16 protein-coding genes and 1 pseudogene are annotated in these 17,772 nt (G+C 63.7%); 10 read left to right on the top strand and 7 right to left on the bottom strand.

Going from position 1 to position 17,772, the window contains the following annotated elements; translation table 11 throughout:
• Positions 1–474: pseudogene (locus ACHFFA_RS03015) on the bottom strand (hypothetical protein); the annotation flags it as partial.
• A gap of 80 nt (positions 475–554) precedes the next feature.
• Here ACHFFA_RS03015 and ACHFFA_RS03010 point away from each other — a divergent pair.
• The 4 genes from ACHFFA_RS03010 to ACHFFA_RS02995 are packed head-to-tail and all read left to right on the top strand — an operon-like array spanning position 555 to position 5,626.
• Positions 555–2,201, top strand: coding sequence for an electron transfer flavoprotein-ubiquinone oxidoreductase (locus ACHFFA_RS03010; RefSeq protein ID WP_394269359.1), 1,647 nt, complete (start codon positions 555–557; stop codon positions 2,199–2,201).
• Between the two features lies 1 nt (position 2,202).
• Positions 2,203–3,015, top strand: a complete 813-nt coding sequence (locus ACHFFA_RS03005; RefSeq protein WP_394269358.1) for a 4-(cytidine 5'-diphospho)-2-C-methyl-D-erythritol kinase — start codon at positions 2,203–2,205, stop codon at positions 3,013–3,015.
• Entirely contained in the window at positions 2,988–4,433 is a 1,446-nt protein-coding gene (locus ACHFFA_RS03000; protein WP_394269357.1) for an NAD(P)H-hydrate epimerase, read from the top strand. Before ACHFFA_RS03005 ends, ACHFFA_RS03000 begins: the two co-directional genes overlap by 28 nt.
• Positions 4,430–5,626 (top strand): class I SAM-dependent RNA methyltransferase, encoded by a 1,197-nt coding sequence (locus ACHFFA_RS02995; RefSeq protein ID WP_394269356.1) that lies wholly within the window; start codon positions 4,430–4,432, stop codon positions 5,624–5,626. The genes ACHFFA_RS03000 and ACHFFA_RS02995 overlap by 4 nt, the downstream gene beginning before the upstream one ends.
• Here ACHFFA_RS02995 and ACHFFA_RS02990 read toward each other — a convergent pair.
• The gene (locus ACHFFA_RS02990; protein WP_394269362.1) at positions 5,623–5,928 is read right to left on the bottom strand and encodes an acyl carrier protein; all 306 of its coding nucleotides are present in this window, start codon (positions 5,926–5,928) and stop codon (positions 5,623–5,625) included. The genes ACHFFA_RS02995 and ACHFFA_RS02990 overlap by 4 nt on opposite strands.
• A 115-nt stretch (positions 5,929–6,043) precedes the next feature.
• Between ACHFFA_RS02990 and ACHFFA_RS02985 the strand changes: the two genes are divergently transcribed.
• The 3 genes from ACHFFA_RS02985 (at position 6,044) to ACHFFA_RS02975 (ending at position 10,104) form a co-directional block, all read left to right on the top strand.
• Complete coding sequence (locus ACHFFA_RS02985) at positions 6,044–7,567, top strand: acyl-CoA ligase (AMP-forming), exosortase A system-associated (RefSeq protein ID WP_394269361.1); 1,524 nt, start codon at positions 6,044–6,046, stop codon at positions 7,565–7,567.
• Positions 7,564–8,790, top strand: a complete 1,227-nt coding sequence (locus ACHFFA_RS02980; RefSeq protein WP_394269355.1) for a pyridoxal-dependent decarboxylase, exosortase A system-associated — start codon at positions 7,564–7,566, stop codon at positions 8,788–8,790. The genes ACHFFA_RS02985 and ACHFFA_RS02980 overlap by 4 nt, the downstream gene beginning before the upstream one ends.
• Positions 8,791–8,937: 147 nt before the next feature.
• Complete coding sequence (locus ACHFFA_RS02975; RefSeq protein WP_394269354.1) at positions 8,938–10,104, top strand: ExeA family protein; 1,167 nt, start codon at positions 8,938–8,940, stop codon at positions 10,102–10,104.
• Positions 10,105–10,170: 66 nt separating this feature from the next.
• On the opposite strand, the gene zapE is transcribed toward ACHFFA_RS02975, so the two are convergent.
• The 3 genes from zapE to ACHFFA_RS02960 are packed head-to-tail and all read right to left on the bottom strand — an operon-like array spanning position 10,171 to position 12,531.
• A complete protein-coding gene (gene zapE, locus ACHFFA_RS02970; RefSeq protein ID WP_394269353.1) occupies positions 10,171–11,286 on the bottom strand; it encodes a cell division protein ZapE in 1,116 nt (371 codons plus the stop codon).
• Entirely contained in the window at positions 11,283–11,747 is a 465-nt protein-coding gene (locus tag ACHFFA_RS02965; RefSeq protein WP_394269352.1) for a PaaI family thioesterase, read from the bottom strand. The genes zapE and ACHFFA_RS02965 overlap by 4 nt, the downstream gene beginning before the upstream one ends.
• Position 11,748: 1 nt before the next feature.
• Positions 11,749–12,531 (bottom strand): succinate dehydrogenase iron-sulfur subunit, encoded by a 783-nt coding sequence (locus tag ACHFFA_RS02960; RefSeq protein ID WP_394269351.1) that lies wholly within the window; start codon positions 12,529–12,531, stop codon positions 11,749–11,751.
• 124 nt (positions 12,532–12,655) lie between these two features.
• On the opposite strand from ACHFFA_RS02960, the gene ACHFFA_RS02955 reads away from it, so the two are divergent.
• Positions 12,656–13,306: an HAD family hydrolase gene (locus ACHFFA_RS02955; RefSeq protein WP_394269350.1), complete on the top strand. Its 651-nt coding sequence runs from the start codon at positions 12,656–12,658 to the stop codon at positions 13,304–13,306.
• Here ACHFFA_RS02955 and ACHFFA_RS02950 read toward each other — a convergent pair.
• Positions 13,293–14,390 (bottom strand): glycosyltransferase family 4 protein, encoded by a 1,098-nt coding sequence (locus ACHFFA_RS02950; protein WP_394269349.1) that lies wholly within the window; start codon positions 14,388–14,390, stop codon positions 13,293–13,295. The genes ACHFFA_RS02955 and ACHFFA_RS02950 overlap by 14 nt on opposite strands.
• A gap of 1 nt (position 14,391) precedes the next feature.
• Positions 14,392–15,564, bottom strand: coding sequence for a hypothetical protein (locus tag ACHFFA_RS02945; protein WP_394269348.1), 1,173 nt, complete (start codon positions 15,562–15,564; stop codon positions 14,392–14,394).
• A gap of 124 nt (positions 15,565–15,688) precedes the next feature.
• Here ACHFFA_RS02945 and ACHFFA_RS02940 point away from each other — a divergent pair, with 124 nt between their 5' ends.
• Together ACHFFA_RS02940 and ACHFFA_RS02935 are read left to right on the top strand one after the other, a co-directional pair.
• Entirely contained in the window at positions 15,689–17,017 is a 1,329-nt protein-coding gene (locus ACHFFA_RS02940; protein WP_394269347.1) for a lipopolysaccharide biosynthesis protein, read from the top strand.
• A 4-nt stretch (positions 17,018–17,021) separates the two neighbouring features.
• Positions 17,022–17,768: an NTP transferase domain-containing protein gene (locus ACHFFA_RS02935; RefSeq protein ID WP_394269346.1), complete on the top strand. Its 747-nt coding sequence runs from the start codon at positions 17,022–17,024 to the stop codon at positions 17,766–17,768.
• Positions 17,769–17,772: the final 4 nt, after the last annotated feature.

Genomic DNA, 17,772 nt, shown 5'->3' with positions numbered 1-17,772 from the left:
GGCAAGGAACAGTTCCTGCTGCACGAGGCCCATCGCCTGCAGGATCGCAGCCATCAGCCGCTGGTCACTTTCGGGCACAGGAAAGGGAGTGACGATGGCAAGCGGCGCATCCGCCGGCCCGGTAGAGGGTATCCTCCCGGTCGCAGCCAGCTCCGGAAAAGCCGCCGGCGAAACCCACCACTCGCGAAACGCCTCGAGGTCTCGCGGCCAGTCCGATGCCTTTCCGCCGGTAACCTGATCGTCGCCGGCACGATCGATCGCCCGTTCGACGGGGGAACGAACGCCGATCGCCTGCGGCGGTGGCGGGGGTGCCGAGGGTGGGGAAAGCTCTGCCGCGGTATCATCGCGCAGCCAGACGTTCGGCGTATCGTTGAAAGCGCAGTCCACGCCGGCTTCGCGCCACCAGTCGAACGCTGCGGCAATCATCGCGCGCGTGGGCAACTCGCGTGCTGCGGGGGAATGTGTTTCGGTCATCCGCTCGGCCCGGGTCTTGACCAAAATCGCCCCAGCAATCAAGGCAATTGGCCAGGCGATTGCGATGAGAAGAGAGTGATATGAGCGAACGTGAATCGATGCCCTGCGATGTCGTCATCGTCGGAGGCGGCGTCGCCGGTCTTTCCGCTGCAATCCGCCTCAAGCAGATCAACGACGAGCTCGAGGTCATCGTGCTCGAAAAGGGTAGCGAGATCGGTGCCCATGTCCTTTCGGGCGCGGTATTCGATCCGCGCGCGCTCGACGAACTCCTGCCCGACTGGCGGACCCAGGATTGCCCGATGGCCGAAACTCCGGTGACGGAGAACCATCACTGGTTCCTGTCCGCCACCGGCAAGTCCGAACTGTCGGAAATGTTCCTGCCGCCGCTGATGTCGAACGAGGGCAAGTACACCGGCTCGCTGGCCAATCTCGCCCGCTGGCTGGCCGAGCAGGCCGAGGCGCTCGGCGTGATGGTGTTTCCGGGATTCCCGGCCAAGGAGGTCATGTTCGACGATGCCGGGGCGGTGACGGGGGTCATCACCCAGGACATGGGCGTCGCGGCCGATGGATCGCACAAGGCCGACTATCAGCCCGGCATGGAGATCCACGCGAAATATACCCTGTTCGCGGAGGGCGCGCGCGGCAATCTGACCAAGCAGATGAAGCAGCGCTTCGATCTGGAGGCGGATTGCCAGCCGCAGGTCTATGGCCTCGGCGTCAAGGAAGTCTGGGACATCGACCCTGCGAAGCACGTGCCGGGGAAGGTGATCCACACCCAGGGCTGGCCTTTGTCGGAGAGCGACACGTGGGGCGGGGGCTTCATCTACCACCAGGCCAACAACCAGATAGCGATCGGCTTCGTCACCGCGCTCGATTACCGCAATCCCTATGTCTCGCCGTATCAGGAATTCCAGCGCTTCAAGCATCACCCTGCGATTGCCGAACTGCTCGAAGGGGGGAAGCGGGTTGCCTATGGCGCGCGGGCGATCAACGAGGGCGGCTGGCAGAGCGTGCCGCGTCTCGCCTTTCCCGGCGGCGCGCTGATCGGCTGCGCCGCCGGCTTCGTCAACGTCCCGCGGATCAAGGGCAGTCACACCGCGATGAAAAGCGGCATGCTAGCCGCCGAAAGCATCGCTGCGGCTATCGGTCGCGGCGAACAGCAAACCGCGCTGATGGACTATGATGCCGCCCTCCGGTCAAGCTGGATTGCTGACGAACTCAAGCTGGTGAAGAACGCGCAGCCGGCGGTGGCGAAGTTCGGCAACGATCTCGGCACCCTGATCGCCGGCATCGACATGTGGATGCGGACCTTGAAGATCGGCCTGCCGATCTCGATGAAGCATCACCGCGACTATACGATGCTGGAACGGATGGATCTGCACCGTCCGATCAATTATCCCAAACCCGACGGTGTGCTGAGCTTCGACAGGCTGACCAGCGTTGCCTACAGCTACACCAATCATGCCGAGGATCAGCCCAACCACCTCAAGGTGCGCGACTATGAATTGCAGCGGGAGAGCGAGCTCGAAGTCTTTGGCGGTCCTTCCACCCGCTATTGCCCGGCCGGGGTTTATGAATGGGTGACCGAAGGCGGCGACGAGCCCAAATTCGTTATCAATTCGCAGAACTGCGTCCACTGCAAGACCTGCGATATCAAGGATCCCAACCAGAACATCGAATGGACCACGCCTGAAGGCGGCGGCGGCCCCAACTACCCGAATATGTAGCTTGGCGATCACCGAAACCGCCTACGCCAAGATTAATTTGGCGCTGCATGTCCGCCGGCGACGCGAGGATGGCTATCACGAGATCGAGACCGTTTTCGCCTTTGTCGACGATGGCGATCTGCTGACAGCTCGTCCCGCGGCTGCAGACACGCTGCACATCACCGGAGAGTTCGCGCCTGCTATTGGGGCACCTTTCGCTAATCTGGTGTCGACTGCGCTCGGCGTACTTCCGCGATCTGGCGGCCTGGCCGTCACGCTGGACAAGCGGCTTCCGGTCGCCGCCGGACTGGGCGGCGGCTCTGCGGATGCAGGGGCGGTGTTTCGCATCGTGCGCGAAGCAAGCGGGCTGCCCGACGATTGGAGCGCCCGCGCGGCCCGCCTGGGTGCCGATGTCCCTGCCTGCGTCGAAAGCCGGACCTGCATCGGCCGGGGCACCGGTACCGCGCTCGAACCGGCGGACGATGTGCTTGCGGGAACTGCCGTTCTTCTGGTGAACCCGCGAACACCGCTGTCGACAGGGGCAGTGTTCGACGCATGGGACGGGATCGACCGCGGACCGCTACCCGGTGGAGACACCCGCCTGATGGCGAGGGAAGGGCGTAACGACCTCGAGACGGCGGCAATCACGCTCTGCCCGGTAATTGCGGAGGTTCTTGAAGCACTTCGTGCGTCCCAGCCGATGATCGCCCGAATGTCGGGTTCGGGTGCGACCTGTTTCGCCCTTTACGAGGATGACGCGGCCCGCGATCGCGCGGCGGCGATGATTGAGCGATCCCGGCCCGACTGGTGGCAGATGAGAGGGTTCCTGCGGTGACGTTGCAGGCCCCTGACCTTAACGGCGAGAAACATCGCGAACCTGTTCTCAGCGTTGCGCAGATGCGTGCGGCCGAGCGGGCGGCAATTACCGCAGGCATCACCGAGTACGAGCTGATGCGGCGTGCAGGCGAAGGCGCGGCACAGTGGGTAGTGCGGATGGCCGCAGGTCGCCGGGTTTGCGTGTTGTGCGGCCTGGGCAACAACGGCGGCGATGGCTATGTGATCGCCGCCGCTTTGCAGCGCGCCGGTATCGAGGTGGATGTGATCGCGCCCCGGGGACCTGTTAGTGCGGTTGCTCGGGAGGCTCGCTCGAAGTTCGATGGCGAGGTACGCACAAGCGGACGGATCGGGGCCCCAGTCGTGGTCGATTGTCTGTTCGGATACGGTCTCAATAATAATATTACAGGGGATTACGCTTCGCTTCTCGAAATGATGGGCAATGTCCCGGCCATGCGCATCGCCATCGATGTACCGAGCGGGATCGAAGCCGATACCGGGCGCATCCGCGGGCCCGTTCCTTCTTTCGATCTGACCCTCGCGCTCGGCGCGTGGAAACTGGCGCATTTCACGCAGCCGGCGTCCTTGCTGATGGGCGCCCTGCGGCTCGTCCCCATCGGTCTGGCGTCATCGCCTGCCGAGGCTTTCCTTTCGGCCCGCCCGGTCTTCGCACCGCCCGCCGCCGATGCGCACAAATATTCGCGCGGCTTGCTGACGATAGTAGGTGGAGCGATGCCGGGTGCGTCGATCCTGGCTGCCGAGGCTGCAATGCGGTCGGGCGCGGGCTATGTCCGGCTCTTGAGCGACCATTCGCACCCCTCGGCACCGGCCGATCTGGTCATTCGCGTGGACAATCTCGAGGAGGAATTGTCCGATGATCGGGCATCTGCATTCCTGATCGGACCGGGGCTTGGCCGTGGGGAAGGGGCGCGAGGGCGCTTGGCTATCGCGCTCGATCAGGGGATGCCAACGGTGATCGATGCTGATGCCTTGCACCTTCTCGACTGCGATGTGATCGAGGGCTGCGACGTATCGGCAGTCGTATTGACGCCGCATGATGGCGAGTTGGCTGCACTGTGCCGAACCTTCGGCATTCCTTCAGGGACACGGTTGGCGCAGGCCAAAGCGCTGCATGGTAAGACGGGGATGACGGTGCTCGCCAAAGGGCGCAATACCGCTTTGGCAGGCGAGGAGGGGGCGATCCTGTTTCCACCCGCAACGCCGTGGCTCTCGATCGCTGGGACGGGCGATATCCTCGCCGGGCTCGTCGCTTCGCGCCTTGCGGTCCACAAGGAACCCCAGCGCGCCGCGACCGAAGGGATGTGGCTGCATTCAGAAGCGGCGCGTATCGCCGCGCCGACGTTCTCGGCCAGCGATCTCGTCCATGCGGTCCGGCCGGCGATGGCTACATTCCTGTGACCGATGACGAGCCGATCATCCGCATCGCCGCCAAGGGCGATGGCGTCACCGCTTCGGGCCGCCATGTGCCCGGGACGGTACCCGGGGATTTGGTCCGGCCCGACGGGACGACCGAGGCAGGCCCGCACCGGGCGGTGCCCCCGTGCCGTCACTTCGGCGTCTGCGGCGGATGCCAATTGCAACATGCGGACGAAGAGGCTTTGCGGCAGTTCGTCACCGATCGGGTGACCAATGCCGCCGCCGGGCACGGCATCGAGCCGGATGTTTTGCTGGAAACGCATCTTTCGCCGCCACGCTCAAGGCGACGTGCGAGCTTGCGGGGGTCGTCATCCGCCGGCGGTGTCATTCTCGGTTTCAACGAGCGCGCCTCGAACCGGATCGTCAATCTACGCGAATGCCATGTCCTCCTTCCGTCCCTGTTTGACCTCGTCGCCCCGTTGCGGGCTATGTTTTGGGAATTGAGAGGAAAGGCGCCGCTCGAGGTTTGGTTGACGCAAGGCGATCAGGGCATCGACTGTGTTATCAAAGGGTTGCCTGCCGAAACTCTTGCCGAACGTGAACAGCTTGTCGATTTTGCGCAAACCCACACTCTTGCCCGGCTCGCACTCGATGACGGATATGGTATCGAATGCCTTTGGGAGCCGCAGCCGGTCACCATTTCGCTCGGCGGGGTAGCGGTTGGCCTGCCACCTGACAGTTTTCTTCAGGCGACCCTCGATGGCGAGAGGCGGCTGACCGAGGATGTGGCCACCTTCCTCAGCGATGCTCTCACGGTAGCCGATCTGTTCTCCGGACTGGGCACCTTTGCCTTCGCGCTTCCGTCCACAACAAGGGTTCTCGCCGTGGAGGCTGCCCGCGATGCGCATCTGGCCTGCAAGACTGCTGCGGGGCGGGCGCGGCGGCAGGTCTATGCCATGCATCGCGACCTTTTTCGCAACCCGCTGCGCGCAGAGGAACTGGATCGCTTCGATGCGGTGGTTCTCGACCCGCCGAGAGCCGGAGCGCGCGAACAGATTGCACAGATCGCCGCCAGCAATGTGAGCCGCGTCGCCTATGTCAGCTGCAACCCTGCCACGTGGGCGCGGGACGCGGCCATGCTGTGCGAAGCGGGCTTCAGGCTCGCTATTCTACGTCCCGTCGGCCAGTTCCGATGGTCGACCCATGTCGAGTTGACCAGCCTCTTCGTCCGTTAGGACAGGACGACGCGCGCCTCGATGAAGGTCCGCAGCGCGCCGAACGTCTCGAGCATTTCGCCATCGACATCGTCTTCATCGATGATGATGCCGAGGCGATCTTCGATCTCGGTAAGCAGACCGGCGACCGCCATTGAATCGAGTTCGGGAAGATGGCCGAACAGTCCCGTATCGCTCTTGAAATCGGCGACTTCGCTGGCATCGAGCCCGAGGGTATCGACCAGGATCGAACGCAGCTCTGTATCGATCGCCGCGCGGCTCGGCCCGGTGGGATCGTCTGTATCGGGGGTCGTCAAGGTCATCCGGGCAAGCTCCTGCGCCGCGCGTCTAGCCATGCACGGGGGCTGGCGCAAGTAAGGGGAATTTGTGCAAAGAAGCTTGCGGGCTCGTGTGGCATTGCTGATAGGCGAGGGCGTGATGCTGCCCGCCGATCCTATGCCCCTCCCGCTCGACCATCTCGTGCTGCGCGGAGCGGACGAGGCCGCTGCTCTGGTCCTGCGCGACAGGGTGCTGACCTATGCCGAACTGCGCGAGGGCGTCGCCCGCCTCGCGGCATGGCTTGCTGAACGTGCCGCACCCGGAGAAAGGATCGCAAGTTGGGCGGCCAAGGGCGAACTGACCAGCCTCCTTCCTCTTGCTGCGGCGCGGGCGGGATTGATCCACGTTCCGATCAACCCGCTGCTGAAGCGGGCCCAGGCGGCACATATCCTCGCGGACAGCGGTGCGACGCTCTTGCTCGCGACATCGACGCGGCTTGCCAGTCTCGGCCGCGACGACCTTCCGCAAGTCTGTGTTACGTTTGCCGAAGACGACGTAATTTCGCAAAGCCGGCAGCTTGCTCAAGGACTGCCGCCATCGCACCGCGATCCGGAATCGCTTGCCGCCTTGCTTTATACCAGCGGCTCTACAGGCAAGCCGAAAGGGGTCATGCTGAGCCACGCCAACCTTTGGCTCGGCGCGGTTTCGGTCGCGCAATATCTTGGCCTGCGTGAAGATGACGTCACCCTGGCCGTGCTGCCGTTCAGTTTCGACTACGGGCAGAACCAGCTCCTCAGCACCTGGTATGCCGGCGGATCCGTCGTTCCGCTGGACTATCTGACGCCGCGCGACGTGTCCAAGGCATGCGCGCGGCATGGCGTCACCACCTTGGCTGGCGTCCCGCCACTGTGGGTTCAATTGCTCGAAAGCGAATGGTTGCAGGACGCTGTCGCTCCCATTCGCCGGCTGACCAACAGCGGAGGTGCGCTGACCACCGGGTTGGTACGGGCCTTGCGGTCGACCTTTCCGCAGGCGGCGCTGTATCCGATGTACGGCCTTACCGAAGCCTTTCGCTCAACCTATCTCGACCCTGCGCTCGTCGACCGGTATCCGACCGCGATCGGCACCGCGATACCATTTGCCGAGGTGCTGGTTATCGACGAGGACGGGAGGCTGTCCGCGCCGCAAGTCGAAGGCGAACTCGTCCATTGCGGCCCGCTGGTTGCCAAGGGATACTGGCGCGATCGCGAGCGCACGGCCGAACGGTTCCGCCCGGCCCCTGACGCCTCGAAATACGGCGGAACTGCAGTGTGGTCCGGGGACCGGGTGATACGGGACGACGCCGGCCTTCTTCACTTCGTGGGCAGGCGCGACGAAATGATCAAGAGTTCCGGACATCGCATCAGTCCCCAGGAAGTCGAAGCCGCTGCACTTGCGACTGGTCTGGTTCTGGAAGCGGTCGCGTTGGGCGTGGCGGACGAACGGACCGGCCAGACCATCCACCTGGTCGTCAGGCCACCGGTCGAAGGTGCGATCGGCGACACCGCCAATCTGCGCAAAGCTCTCACCGCCGAACTGCCAGGCTTCATGCAACCACACGCAATACATTGGCGAGACGCGCTGCCGCGCAATGCGAATGGCAAGCTCGACCGTGCCGGGATCGCCGCGGACGTGAACCGATGAAGCCGCTCGGCCCTATCCCGATGGGCTTCGGATCAGCTCACGGGCAGCTCCAGGTGGGCGGGATATCGCTCAGCGAACTCGTGGCGCGCGGGGGGCGCACGCCATTGTTCGTGTATTCGCGGGCTATGGTAGCAGAACGGATCGCGGCCCTGCGCGCCGTCCTGCCCAGGTCCATCAGCGTCAATTATGCGATCAAGGCCAATAGCTTCACGCCGCTTCTTTCCGCGATGACGAAGTTGGTCGATGGTTTCGACATCGCTTCGGGAGGCGAACTCGCGATGGCGCTCAACGCAGGAATGCCGGGGGAGCGGATCAGTTTCGCCGGACCTGGAAAGCGGGACGAGGAACTTCGTGCGGCGATCACCGCCGGCGTTACCCTCAATCTCGAGAGCGAGAGCGAAGCGGAAAGGGCGCTTGCGATCGGACGCCAGCTCGGCGCCGCCCCGCGGCTCGCGATCCGGGTCAATCCCGATTTCGAACTGCGTGGTTCGGGTATGAAAATGGCCGGCGGAGCCAAGCCGTTCGGTATCGATGCCGGGCGGGTGCCCGCCCTGATGCGCAAACTGGCAGACGAACCGTGCGAGTTTCGGGGCTTGCATATTTTTGCCGGAAGCCAGTCGCTGGACGCGCAAGCCATAATCGAGGCGCAGGGCAAGGTGCTGGCTCTGGCAGATCGGCTTGCAAGCGACGCCGGGGTGCCGCTTCCGGTCCTCAATATGGGGGGCGGCTTTGGTATTCCCTATTTTGCCGGGGACGTGCCTCTGGATATCGGAGTCATCGGTGCCGCGCTGAACCGCGCGGTAGGTGACCTGCCGCCCACGCTCACCCGATGCGAATTTCATCTGGAACTGGGCCGATACCTAGTCGGCGAGGCGGGGGTTTACCTGACGCGGATCGTGGATCGAAAGGTCAGCCACGGCGAAGTTTTTCTGATCACCGATGGCGGCTTGCATCACCAGCTTGCGGCGAGCGGAAATTTCGGAACGGTGGTGCGGCGAAATTATCCCGCCGCAATCGCCAACCGCCTGAACGAAGAGCCGGTGGAGGTGGCCAGCATCGTCGGCTGCCTGTGCACCCCGCTCGATCGTCTGGCCGACAAGGCGCTGCTTCCCCGCGCGGAACCCGGCGATATCGTGGCAATCTTCTGTGCCGGCGCCTATGGCGCGAGTGCGTCGCCAAGTTCATTTCTCGGGCAGGGTCCGGCGGCTGAAATCCTCGTTTGATACACTTCGAACGCGCGGGATGTCGCAGCGACGGTTTCTGATAAGGAAGCCGCCATGCTCGAAGAATATTACGGATTCGATAGTCGACCTTTCCAGCTAACTCCGGATCCGGCGTTCTATTTTGAAAGCAATTCCCATCGCAAGGCATTGAGCTACTTGTCGTATGGGCTTTCTCAGGCCGAAGGGTTCATCGTCATCACGGGCGAAGTGGGGGCGGGCAAGTCGATCCTGATGGCACATCTTCGGCAGCAGCTGGATGCACAGAATGTAACCGTCGGCCAGATCGTGACGAGCTTGCTGGACGGCGAGGAGTTGCTGGTTCTGGTGGCGCGGGCTTTCGGCCTGGGTGAGGTGAAGAACAAGCCTCGGGCGCTGGCGGCGATAGAACAGTTTCTTGTCCGCACCGGAATGGACGGCGGCCGTACGCTGCTTATTGTCGACGAGGCGCAGAACCTTTCGCGCGATGCGCTGGAGGAACTGCGGATGCTGTCGAACTTCCAGATCGGGGGGCGGCCGCTTCTGCAGACCATTCTGTTGGGGCAACCGGAGTTTCGCGATACCCTGCGGAGTGCAGGATCGCTTGAACAACTGCGGCAGCGGGTCATCGCCTCGCACCATCTGGAGGGCATGGAACCGCAAGAGGTCGAACCCTATGTGCTGCACCGCCTGACCCGGGCAGGGTGGCACGGTCGTCCGACGCTTGATCCGCGCCTGTGGGAACGCCTTCATCATGCAACCGGAGGGCTTCCGAGGAAGATCAATCAGGTCATGACGCGTCTTCTGCTGCTGGGAACAGTCGAACGGGCCGATCGGCTCGACGAAACGATGCTCGGCTCGGTCCTTGCGGAAATGGCCATGGATGCCGGCGCGGTGGACAATGGGGCGGATAAATTGGAACCAGCAGCGACGACACATGAAGGGGTCGCAGCTTGTGGCTACGCGACGGGGGCGGAGAAGGCGGGCGGGGGGATGCCACCATCCCAGACCGCGGGGGACATCGCCGCAGAGCCTGCGGAAAGGGCATTTGCGACTGCTACGCCAGCGGAACAATCGGGTCCGGTCTCGTCCATCCTCTCGACCGACCATCTCGAGGCTATCGAAAGTGCCTTTGCCGAACGGGACCGTCATCTCACCGCGCTGCGCGAACAGATCGAGCGGGTGACCCATGCTCGCCAGCACGATACGGAGGCTCCGGAAACGCTCGTTCATCGGGTAAGCGAGATCGAACTGCGGGTGGACGAGCAGGAACGTTCGCTGCGTCACGTCCTCCAGATGATGATCGAATATTTCGAGAATGCCGGTCCGGCGACTTGAGGCCGGCGGCGGTCGATACCCGGTGCGAGGGGCGGTGTGGTAATCAGCCGCCCCGGCGGATAACGCCTATCCTTGGGGGCCGTGCCCCTTCGCCATGTAATGGGTGCTCTGCATTTCCTTCAGACGGCTGACGGTCCGCGCGAACTCGAACGCACCATCGCCCTCCGGATAGAGCTGTTCCGGTTCCGCGGCAGCGGTCACGAACAGCTTGACGCTGTTCTCGTAGAGAGCGTCGATCAACTTGGTGAAGCGGATTGCCTCATTGCGGTTTTCCGGCCCCATCCGCGGAATGCCCACGATGATGATCGTGTGATAGGCCTGCGCGATGGCAAGATAATCTGCAGCGCCGCGGTTTTCGCTGCACAGGCGCTTGAAGCTGAATACGCCGACGCCTTTCAGGCTCTTGGGCACGTGAAGCGTGCGCCCGCCGCCCAGATCGAGCTCGGCCGAAGGGACGTTCGCAGCATCCTCCGGGGCGTAATCGGTCAGCCTGAAAAACGCCTCGCGAACCTGCGCCGTGGCCGCATCGCCTAGAGGGGTGTGCCAGGTATCGATATCGCCAAGACGTTGGAGCCGGTAATCGGTCGGCCCGTCAAGCGGCAGGACGTCGAGTTCCTGTTCGACTAAACCGATGAACGGCATGAAAAGCGAGCGGTTCAGCCCGTCCTTGTAGAGATCGTGCGGCGGTCGGTTGCTGGTCGTCACCACGGTGACCTGCTGATCGCGGATGAGCGCGGTAAACAGCCGCGCCATGATGGCCGCATCCGCCGTATTGGAAACGACCATCTCGTCGAAGGCGAGACATCGCAGCCCCGTTGCGAGATCCCGGGCCACATGGGCGATCGGATCGTCTTCGCGGCGCAGCCGCTGCTGACGCATCCTTTGATCGACTTCAAGCATGAACGCGTGAAAGTGAACCCGTCGCTTCTCGTCGATGGCCAGTGTTTCGACGAAGAGGTCCATCAGCATCGATTTGCCGCGCCCGACCCCGCCCCACATATACACCCCGCGCGGTTGAGGGGGACGGGATTTCATCAGCCGCGCCAGGAAGCCCCGGTCGCCGCCCTTCTCAAGCGCGTCCTGCAGGGCCTGCAACCGGATGGCGACCTGATGCTGATCGGTATCCGGGCGCAGCTCTCTACGTTCGACAAGATCGAGATAACGCGCAAGAATGCCGCTCATGCGGGGGCGGCGCGGTTCATCTTACGCACGATCCCGGAAAAAGCGGCAACCGTGGTTTCGTCCTGCTCGACCGTCCCGCGAACGAAGACCAGCTTGCCGGTCTCGCGCACGATCTCGCTGACCGCGTCGAGCGGCCGGGAAGGATCGCCCGCCCCGACAAACTGCGTCGATAATTCGAGTGTGACGGAAGGCCCGGCGTTACCGCTGCCGATCGTATGCATCGTGGTGAACAGCGATATGTCGATGAGAGAAAGGGTCACGGCGCCGTGGATGATGCCTTGCACGTTCTCGTGCCGGCGTTCGGGAAACATGCGCAGCCGGGCCATTCCGTTCGGATCGCGCCGGGCAATCAAGCGGCCCATAACCGCGCCGTTGAACAGCGAGGTGTCCTTGAGGTTCCAGTGATTCCAGCCAGGATTGTCCGGATCGGGGCCGCAATCGAACAGATCTTCAGGTGGCATCTCAGACCGCGCGGTCGACCAGCATCTTCTTGGTTTCGGCAATCGCCTTGGCTGGATTCAGACCCTTGGGGCAAACATTGGCGCAGTTCATGATCGTATGGCAGCGATAGAGGCGGAAGGGATCTTCAAGCTGATCGAGCCGCTCGCCCGTCATCTCGTCGCGGCTGTCGGCCAGCCAGCGGTACGCCTGCAGGAGGATTGCCGGGCCGAGGAAGCGATCGCTGTTCCACCAGTAGCTGGGACAGGCGGTCGAGCAGCAGGCGCACAGGATGCATTCGTACAATCCATCCAGCCGTTCGCGCTGTTCGGGCGATTGCAGGCGTTCCTTGCCGCTCGGCGTGGGCGAGACAGTCTGCAACCATGGACGGATCGAGGCATATTGAGCGTAGAAATGCGTAAAATCGGGCACGAGGTCCTTGATCACTTCCATGTGGGGAAGGGGCGTGATCCGCACATCGCCCTTCAGGTCTTCGATCGCGGTGGTGCAGGCCAGGCCGTTCCTGCCGTTCATGTTCATCGAGCATGAGCCGCAGATGCCTTCCCGGCAGGAGCGCCGGAAGGTAAGCGTGGGGTCCATGTCGTGCTTGATCTTGAACAGCGCGTCGAGGACCATCGGGCCGCAATTGTCCAGATCGACCTCGAACGTATCGTAACGCGGATTCTTCCCGCTATCGGGATCGTAGCGGTAGATCCTGAAGGTCTTGAGCCGCCCCCCGCCTTCGGCCTTGTGGGTATTGCCCGTGCCGGTAATCTTGGAATTCTTCGGGAGGGTAAAGGTAGCCATCTGATCGAACGTCCTGTTGTCCTCGTGCCGTCCTAACGGCGCGAACGGGCAGTGCAAGGCTTGCCGCGACGATCTCGGCGTCGTGCGCTTGAATTGCAAGACCCATCCTGCCAGCAGCGCGGCCATGCGGCGTATTGCGATCTACGATCTCGACAAGACCCTGACCCGAATTGCGACTTTCACCCCGTTCCTGGTTTTTGCAGCAAGACGGCGTTGCCCGCCAAGGTTGCTGATGCTGCCGGTATGGGCGGCCGCGATGGCCGGCTACAAAGCAGGCTTGCTTACGCGCGGACGGCTGAAAGCGTTTGGGTTGAGGCTGATGGCGGGCAGGGCAACGCCGGACGATCTGGTCGAACTCGGTCACGCATTTGCCGGCCATCATATGCGCCGCGGCGGGGCAATGCCTGCCGTCGTGGAGTTGCTAAGGAATGACCTCGCCGCCGGGCACACGGTCATCATGGCGACCGCCGCATTCGAATTCTACGCCGGCAGTTTTGCCCATCATTTCAGCATCCTACACGTGATCGGCACCAAATGGGATGGTCAGCGGATCGACGGCGACAATTGCTACGGCACCGAAAAGCATCGCCGCGTGCTCGCCTGGCTCGCGCGGCACGGACTGAACCCCAAAGACCTGCACATCCGCTTCGTGAGCGACAGCTTTGCCGATGCACCGCTGCTCGACCTGGCGGACGAGGCGGTCTTCGTGAATGCCTCGGCTCGCAAACGCCGGCTGGCTGCGGCGCGCGGGTGGCGCGCGATCAGCGGCGAATAGGCAGCGAGGCAATCCGCGAGACGATCTCTGCGCCGATCGCATCGAACCGGTCCTTCGAGTATTGGCTCAGCACATGCCGCCGTGCGTTTGCACCCCAAACCGCGCGTCTGGTGTCATCCCGCGCCAGTTCGATGAGCGCAGCGGCGAGTTCTTCCGGCTCCTTGGGTTCGACAACCAGACCCGCATCCGCCGCCGTGACCGTGCGAGGCATCTGCCCGGTCCGCGAGACAACCAGTGCCAGCCCCGCCTGCATCGCCTCGTGCGCCGCGATACAAAACCCTTCGCGCCGCGACGGCTGCACATAGGCATGGCAAGCGGCGAGGAAGGCTGCCGGATCGTCGATATGTCTGACGAACTGGATCAAGTCGGCAACCCCAAGCGCGGTTGCCTTTTGCCTTAAGCTGTCCTCCTCTTCACCGATTCCCGCGATCGCGAATGACACCCGGCCGGCAATCACCGGGTCTTGCCGAACCATCAAACGCAGCGCCTCGATCAGGACGTCATAGCCCTTGTTCGGATGAAGCCGCCCCAGCGAGCCGATGCGCAAACGTTCGCCGCGCAAGGCGGGGCGGGCGACGGGCGCGGCGGGGTCGGCTGCGAAGATCGGCCAGGTCATCAGCCGCGTCTGCGCAACGCGCATGCGCCGTGCCGTCAGTTGGGCGACATCGTCGCTATCCGCGATCCACAGGTCGGATGCGGAAGACCGCAGCCGCAGCAGGCGCTCGTTCCACGGCTTGAGAAAGGCATTATGCTGCCAGCTCACCACCGGCAGCAGCAAGCGCTGGCCCGCAATTTGGCCCAGCAGGGTGGCCCGGGTCAGAGACGTCCACAAGACGTCGCTGGAATGCTCGCGCGCCTGCGCGACGATCCAGCGCAATGCTGCCAGGTGGTCGCCTTCCTCCCCCTCGCGGACCTCGAACCGGATGCCATGCCGTTCGAGCAGCGCAATAGCCTTCCCGTTCCTTCGCGCCAGAGCAAGAACGGTGACCTTGGCACCGGCTTTCTCCAGCGCGCCGACGATGTGCGGCAGGGGGGACTGCGCGCCGCCGCCCTCGACGGAGTTAATGACATAGGTGATCCGCATGTCAGCGAGGTCTGCTCGCAAGCGCGTGCGCAATCGCAGCGGCGGCACGGCGGGAGGGCGGAACATCGTCGAGGGCGAAGGTCCGTTCGATCAAAGCACGCTGACTGGCGCGATAGCGGTCTGCAAGGGCGGGCAGATCTTCCAGAGCCTGAATTACCTGCTCGATATCCACCGCGGTCGGCCCAGTGGCGAGAAAAGGCAGCGCAGCCGCGCCTTCGCGTTGCAGGGCACCGGAGGGATCCAGGATGACGACCGGGCGGGGCCGCACCAGATACTCGTAAATCTGGCTCGAGGCGTCGCCAAGGTAAGCGTCCGCCGCAAGCAGATAGCTCATGTCGAACAGACTTGGGCCTGCCACATCGACAAGGACGTTGCCTGCACCCTCAACCGATGGGGGAATATCTGGCCGCCGCCGTGCCACGCGGTACTCCGGCGATGCGTGAACGCGCTTGCGGAACAGCATGACGTGCGGGGCGAAGATGAGATTGAAGCGCTGCCCCGCCTCGCTTGCGAACCAGTCAAGGATTGCCGGGCCAAGATCGTACCAGCTCGACAAGTGCGGATCGAAATGCGGGTTGTAGACGATCGTCGGCCGGTCATTGGCGAACAGGCGGGGGCGGGCGGACAGATCGATGTTCTCGAACTTGGAATAGCCGGTGACTGCGATCCTTGCGGGGTCGACGCCGTGCGCGACCAGTTGATCCTTCAGCTTGCTGCCGGCGACCAGGGTCAGATCGAACTTGCGGTGTTCGGGATGAAAGGTGACACTGCGATCCCCGGTGCCGTGGGGCACGCGGATAAACTGCGGCCGGTTCGCCTCGGGCAAAGCATCGCGAACCCGCAGGCACGTGCGTTCGGTGGAAACGACCGCATCGGCCGAAGCTAAGAGCTTTCGATGAAGCCGCAGTCGTAGCAGGCGCGATGCGGGCAGCCAGCGATCCAGCCGACGTGCCACGACGGCAACCGGGCGGGGAAGAGTCAGCCTGACCCAGACCATCCGGGCCGCCGCATGATCTGTGACCAGTTCGCGGATGCGTTGCTCGATGATATCGCTGGCGAATGCCACGATGGCCTCGCTCTCGGGATAGGCGTCGCTGAAGGCCGCAGCGATACCGGCCAGATGCGCGACCTGATGGGCCGCATCGTGATTGAACAGGAAGACCACCCGCGCCATCGCGGGCCGGGGGATAGCGGCTCTGGCGTTCCATACAAGCGCGAAGCGTGCCCTCCCTTGGCCGGGTTGCGGCTTCGCGCGCGGCATTGATTCATGCGGTTGCGGGTCTAAGGGAGTTCCCGACATGGCAACCGACGCGTCAACCAGCCGGGCCGACCGAGGCTTTGCCAACATCCTGCGCAATCTCGCCTGGCTGGTCGGTGGCAAGGGGTTCGGGGCGCTTTGCAGTCTGGTATATCTGGCCGTTCTGTCCCGGTCGCTGGGGCTGAAGGATTTCGGCCACTTCTCGCTTATCTTCGGGACCGGGCAAGCCCTCGTCGCGATCGCAAGCTTCCAGACGTGGCAGACTATCGTGAAGTTCGGGGCCGACCCCGTCCACCGCGGCGAGTGGGCGAAGTTCGGGCGATTGGCGTGGCTTTGCGGTTCGATCGACGTGGCCGGGGCGACGCTGGGTTCGGTCGTCGCCGCGATCATCTATTACGGGTTTGGCGATGCGCTGGGCCTCAATCCGCGCTTCATCGACATGGCGTTCGCCTTCAATTGCGCGCTCCTGTGGTCGCGGCTGACGACCCCCAACGGCATCGTCCGGGTGCTCGACCGTTTCGATCTCGGCACATTTGTGGAAGCGGTCGTCCCGATCGGGCGTCTGCTCGCCAGCTTCGCAATCGTCCTGACCGGGGCCAGCGTCGGACGGTTCCTGTTCGCCTGGGCTTTCTTCGACCTGCTGGCCGCCGCCCTCTACTGGTTCGTCGCCTGGCGCATCATTCCCGAGGCGCTCCATCGCGGCAATCTGGTTCGCCCGCAGGACAGCCTCGCGGAGAACCCCGGCCTCGGCAAATTCTTCGGCATCACCTATCTTTCAACGACCCTCGACGCGATCTACAAGCAAGGCCCGCTGCTGGCGGTGGGCTATTTCCTCGGGACCAGTGCGGCGGGCCTCTACCGTCTCGCCGATCAGTTGGCGCAAGGGATCGGCAAGCTTTCGTCTCTCATGACCCGGGCGGTGTTTCCGGAGTTCGCACTGGCCCGCATCGGCAGCACCGCTGACGATTTTCGCAAGCTGGTGCGCAAGGTCACAATGCTGGCGGGGGCTGCGGGCCTTCTCATTCTTGCCGTCGCCTACTTCGCGGGCGAGGCCGTGCTTCTTGCCATAGGCGGGCCGGCATTTGTCGGCGGAGCCGCGATCCTGATGCCGCTCGCGCTGGGGGCGGCGTTCGAACTGGCCGCAGTGGCCTACGAACCGCTGCTGTATTCCACCGGACATGCGCCCTATCCGCTCGCCGTGCGCGGGCTCGCGGTCGTCATCCTCGGCATCAGCATTGTAACCTTGGTCCCGCTAGGGCCGCTGGGCATCGGTTACGCCGTAGCCATCGGGCTGGCAGTCGCCTACTTCCTGATGAGCGTGACGGCATTCATCGTACTGCGTTCGTCTACCCGGCACGAGGCGCGCTGAAGCCGTGGCATCCTTCGCCGCCCTTGTGCTTGCCGGTACTCGCCCGGGCGGCGATCCATTCGCCCAGAGCCAGGGCGTATCGCACAAGGGCCTGATCGAAATAGGCGGCCAACCGATGATTTCGCGGGTCATCGCCGCACTGTCTTCAGCGGGCGCGGGGCGGATCATCGTGTCGACTGACGATCCCCGGTTGCGGGACATTGCCGAAACGCTTGGTGCCGAAACGATCCCGTCGGCGCACGGCCCGAGCGAAAGCGCCGCCCTCGGCCTTGCCGCAGCCGGCGCGCCGCTCTTGATAACAACCAGCGATCACGCCTTGTTGCGCCCGGAGTGGATTTGCACCCTCATCGAGGGCACTCCCGCAAACGCCGATCTGGCTGTGATGCTGGCCCGCCGTGACCAGGTCGAGCGGGCGCTGCCGGGCAGCCGCCGCACCTATCTTCGCTTTGCCGATGGCGACTGGTCGGGGTGCAACCTGTTCTATCTTCAGACGGATCGCGCGAAGGCAGCGATCGACCTATGGCGCAGCGTCGAACAGGATCGCAAGCGTCCCTGGCGGATCGCCGCGCGACTGGGGCCGGCTACTCTGCTGGCGATGGTCTTCCGCCGCCTGACATTGGCCGAGGGGCTGGCACGACTTGGGCACAGGATCGGGCTGAGTGCAGCCCTTGTTCCGGCGCCCAACGGTCTCGCGGCAGTCGATGTCGACAAGATAACGGATCTTGCGACGGTGAGGACGTTACTGGAGTGACAGG

The sequence above is a fragment of the Qipengyuania sp. genome (assembly GCF_043423005.1).
Classification (GTDB): domain Bacteria; phylum Pseudomonadota; class Alphaproteobacteria; order Sphingomonadales; family Sphingomonadaceae; genus Qipengyuania.
The sequence above is the reverse complement of the archived record's forward strand: the minus strand, read 5'-3'. Positions and strand labels throughout refer to the sequence as shown.